Source organism: Litorivivens sp. (assembly GCF_057445395.1).
This window is the reverse complement of sequence record NZ_JBVBUV010000130.1, coordinates 1-4262: the sequence shown is the minus strand read 5'-3', so window position 1 is coordinate 4262 and position 4262 is coordinate 1. Positions and strand designations below refer to the sequence as shown.

Sequence of the window (4262 nt, the reverse complement as noted above, 5' to 3'; positions counted from 1 at the left end):
CCCAAGAAACTTCTGCATCAGCGTTTCAACTTTTGCATAACCAGCATTATTCTCGGACTAGCCGACTATAAAAGTCTCAAAGACTCCTACATGGGTAACTTGAATACACGCCCCGAAGACTTGGTGACCGTAATGCTCGATGTTTGCTCCCATGGCTTGGGAGCGCCAAAACCTGAATCGACAACCTTTCGGACTGAAACTCGAAGACGAGGATATACCCAACGTATTTGAGTCAATTATGCCGCTATTTCCCCAATCGGGAATTGCTCCAGTGTGCGCAGTCCGCACCCCGCTGTGTTGAATGTGCTCCCCCCCACAACTCCCAACTGAAACACCGACGACCGCTTTGTGACTGAAGCCGCCACTCCTGCAGAAAACCGACGGTCCGCTTTGTATATGAAAATTGAGGGAGTAGAATTGCTGAACTATTCGACCCGCTCAACAATGATCGCCGGAGCCTGCCCGCCACCTGCGCACATGGTTACTAACCCACGCTTCAGACCACGTCGCTCCAACTCGTCAACCATGGTGCCAATCAGGATAGAGCCCGTTGCGCCAATGGGATGTCCCAGCGCCATAGCACCGCCATTAACATTGACTTTGTCCCGATCGAGATTCAAATCACGAATGAATTTTTCGGCAACTACAGCAAACGCTTCGTTAATTTCGAAAAGGTCAATGTCTTCCAGCTTAAGGCCGGCTTTTGCCAATACCTTTTTAGCCGCCGGCACAGGAGCATTGAGCATCAGGGTCGGGCAGTCTCCCATATTCGCCATGGCGATTATTTTCGCACGCGGTTTCCACCCCTGTTTCTTCGCGTAGCTTGGTGAGCTCAATAAGAGCGCCGCCGCACCATCGACAACACCGGAAGAATTACCCGCATGATGCACATTAACGATATCGAGATCAGGGTACTTTTGGAGCACAAGCGAACGGAAAGTGGCGCCTGTTTCATCGAACGCGTAATCCATCATCGGCGCGAACGATGGCTTGAGCTCTGCGAGGCCTTCCAATGTCGTTTGAGGGCGAGGAAATTCTTCGTGATCCAGCGCCAATGACCCGTCGTCGTTATATACCGGCACGAGCGCCCTATCAAAGTAGCCTTTCTTAATAGCATTATCGGCGCGTTTTTGACTTTCTAGTGCCAATGCATCCAAATCACTGCGCGAAATTCCCTCAAGGCTCGCGATAGCATCTGCACAGATACCTTGGTGCGTTTGCGGGTGCAACGCACGCAAGTGCATATTGCCGTTATCCATGGTGTAAGACGCTGTGCCATTTTCCGGGTCGCCAAATCGAGACATCATTTCGGTGCCGCCGGCGATCACACAATCTTCCATGCCAGACATCAAGGAAGCTGCAGCAAAGTTCACGGAACTAATGCCCGAACCGCAAAAGCGGTCCATCGTGATTCCGCTGGCCTTAACGTCATAGCCTGCATCCAGCGCAGCCATGCGACCGAGATCGCCGCCTTGAAGGCCGCGTTGCATGCTTGTGGCCCAAATAACGTCATCTATCTCGGCAGTATTTATACTGTTGCGCTCGGCAATCGCTTTTAACACCGTGGAGGCAAGCCGCTGAGGATGAATATGGCTCAACGCGCCCTTGCCCTTTTTGCCAATCCCACGTGGAGTGCGACATGCATCAATAATCCATGCTTCGCTCATCAATTAGTCCTCTCTGAAAAAATGGATGCTTTTTGGCTACGCCTAACGGAGTTGCTAACCCCGTAGGCGATAGCAGCAATTTATAGCTAATAGCCCGTTATTTTGGTGGCATACGGATACCACCATCCATCCGAATCACTTCCGCATTCATATAGGGGTTCGTGATGCATTCCATCACCGTAAACGCCAGCTCTTCACCGTAACCAAGGCGTTTCGGAAATAATACCGACTTACCCAAGTTGGCTTTAAAAGCTTCAGCCGCCTCACCTTCACCGTAGATAGGCGTGTTAATTAGACCCGGAGCTACGGTATTCACGCGAATCCCCACAGAGCTTAGATCGCGCGCGATCGGCAAGGTCATACCTACGATGCCACCTTTTGAAGCTGAATAGGCCGCCTGTCCGATCTGCCCATCAAAAGCAGCAACAGAGGCCATATTAACAATGGCTCCGCGACTGCCATCCTCATCCATCGGCTCAGTTTTGGCCATCGCTGCTGCCGCTCTGCTTAATACAGTAAAGGTGCCTATCAGGTTAACCTGTATTACAAAGCTGAACCCATCAAGATCCATTGGCTCATTGTTGCGGTCAATCGTTCTTGCAGGCAACCCCAGCCCCGCAGAATTTACGCAGGCGCGCAGAGGACCAAGCTCACAGGCAGCGGCGACGGCTGCATCGGCATCTTCGGTTTTGGTGACATCACACTTCACGAAGACACCACCAATCTCTTTGGCAACCTGGCTACCGCGCTCTTCATTCAAGTCGGCGATCACCACCTTAGATCCCGCCTCTGCGAGCTGCCGCGCTGTGGCCTCGCCAATTCCCGAAGCTCCACCCGTCACTATGGCTGAGCTTCCCTGAAGATTTACTCTAGGCATAATCATTCTCCCTTCTGTCGTATTTTGCTTTTAATTGGGTATATTGAACCAACATCATATTCGCGGCAGTCTAGGGCTGCCAATTCACAGCTTTATAATGTCATTAGCGCTGATAATTTATGTGTCTGCCGGTGTCAGCGTGCACATACACTGGATTGCACAGCATCTTATAGCCGTAACCGCCATGCAACTTCAAGTACAGGTGATGACGTTTTCGATACTGCTGTTACTGAACGTGCCTCAGACGGGGAAATGACCCGTTTCATGGTAGGCTATGTAAGATTGCAAAAGCATAGTCGAACTCAACAAAGCAATGAATGCCACCCTAACGCCAAACGCTCAATGGACCGTCAACAGCACCAGCATCAACGGCGTAGTGCAGGCTGCCCGGGCGCTTGGAGCTCCGGTCGACGACCTGCTCGAAGAAGCAGGATTGCGTCTTAAGCAGCTGGCTGAGCCCGAAGCAAGGCACAGTGTGGCGGCGCTGTACAATTTCTATCAGGCTGCAGCAAGCCAAACGACGGAAGATATTGGCCTGCACGCCGGACGTATTCAGTACATCAACCGCCTGAACCTTCAGTTATACACCACCCAGGTTTGTGCTACGTTTAGGGACTATCTAAACCTGATGCCCAGTGTACTTCGCTTTGCCGGTGATCTCGGTGAAGTAAAAATTCGACGAAACGGACAAACTATCTGCCTTGACTGGATCCCGCTCTGGCAACCCCATGCCGGCTGGCGCTACCAGTCCGATGAAATGCTGTCGGTCTCCGCCCAAATCGTGAACTCTCTGTGTGTAAAGCCTATCCTTCCACTGGAGGCCCACTTCACCTATCCAGAACCGGCAGATTCCACACTTATACAGCGCCTGCTCGGCCCCAACCTGAAATTTGATCAGCCGGTCAGCTGCCTGCACTTTGAGCGAGAAAGCCTGGATTATCCCCTCATCCAACTTGATGCTGATTGGGGACGCAGTATTGGACAAACCACTCAGCACTTGTTTACGCCTGATAGCCGGGAGCAGATACTGCAAGATCTGCGCGGTACCCTCATTCGACTGCTGCCCGCCGGCGGCGTAACGCTTGACAAAACCGCCAAAGCCCAAGGTATCTCTCGTCGCACCTTGCAGCGACGTCTCGCCGAATGTGGCACGCAGTTCGCTCAGGTACTGCAAAATCTGAGAAACGAACTCGCCATCCAATACCTTGGCGATGAAAGACTCAGCATCACTGATATTGCCTTTCTACTTGGGTATTCCGAGCACAGCTCCTTTTCATCAGCCTTCAAACAGCAAATCGGGATGTCACCCCGAGATTATCGCAAAGGGCGAACCGAGGCCTCGAGCTGACACCAGCTCACCGGTGTTAATAGCCGAACGTAACAAACAACCTAGTTCTATACTCTAATGTATAGCTTTTCTGTGCTGGGCGTTGGCACCGATTCCCACATCCGATGGCGCCGATTCCGAAGTACCGCCCTGAAAGATGACTACACTGAAGCTCTTGAATTTACGACGTCGCAGAATACGTCTGCAACGCCTTGGCTCCACATTAATAGCCGCGCGCCAACTGACGAAAATGAAAGAGGAAAGAGCATGGCCGTAATCGAATCCCAAATAGACGCGCAATCCGAGCTATTTCAGCACAATACCAGCGTCATGCTACAAGCGGTTGACGAGTTCCGCGGGATAGAGCAGCGCGTGGTCGAGGCCGCTGAAG

Annotated in this window: 3 protein-coding genes; 1 reads left to right on the top strand and 2 read right to left on the bottom strand. The window is 52.0% G+C overall.

The window, feature by feature from the left end:
* Positions 1-425 precede the first annotated feature (425 nt).
* Entirely contained in the window at positions 426-1667 is a 1242-nt protein-coding gene (locus AC222A_RS18815) for an acetyl-CoA C-acetyltransferase (RefSeq protein ID WP_372781553.1), read from the bottom strand.
* 97 nt (positions 1668-1764) lie between these two features.
* Entirely contained in the window at positions 1765-2544 is a 780-nt protein-coding gene (locus AC222A_RS18810; RefSeq protein ID WP_486775444.1) for an SDR family NAD(P)-dependent oxidoreductase, read from the bottom strand.
* Between the two features lie 313 nt (positions 2545-2857).
* On the opposite strand from AC222A_RS18810, the gene AC222A_RS18805 reads away from it, so the two are divergent.
* Positions 2858-3892, top strand: a complete 1035-nt coding sequence (locus AC222A_RS18805) for an AraC family transcriptional regulator (protein WP_486775443.1) — start codon at positions 2858-2860, stop codon at positions 3890-3892.
* The last annotated feature ends 370 nt before the right edge of the window (positions 3893-4262 follow it).

What these genes read in the sequence shown, in the direction of transcription:
- AC222A_RS18815 (WP_372781553.1), bottom strand. Translation starts at nt 1,667, where the DNA reads ATGAGCGAAGCATGGATTATTGATGCATGTCGCACTCCACGTGGGATT.
- AC222A_RS18810 (WP_486775444.1), bottom strand. Translation starts at nt 2,544, where the DNA reads ATGCCTAGAGTAAATCTTCAGGGAAGCTCAGCCATAGTGACGGGTGGA.
- AC222A_RS18805 (WP_486775443.1), top strand. Translation starts at nt 2,858, where the DNA reads ATGAATGCCACCCTAACGCCAAACGCTCAATGGACCGTCAACAGCACC.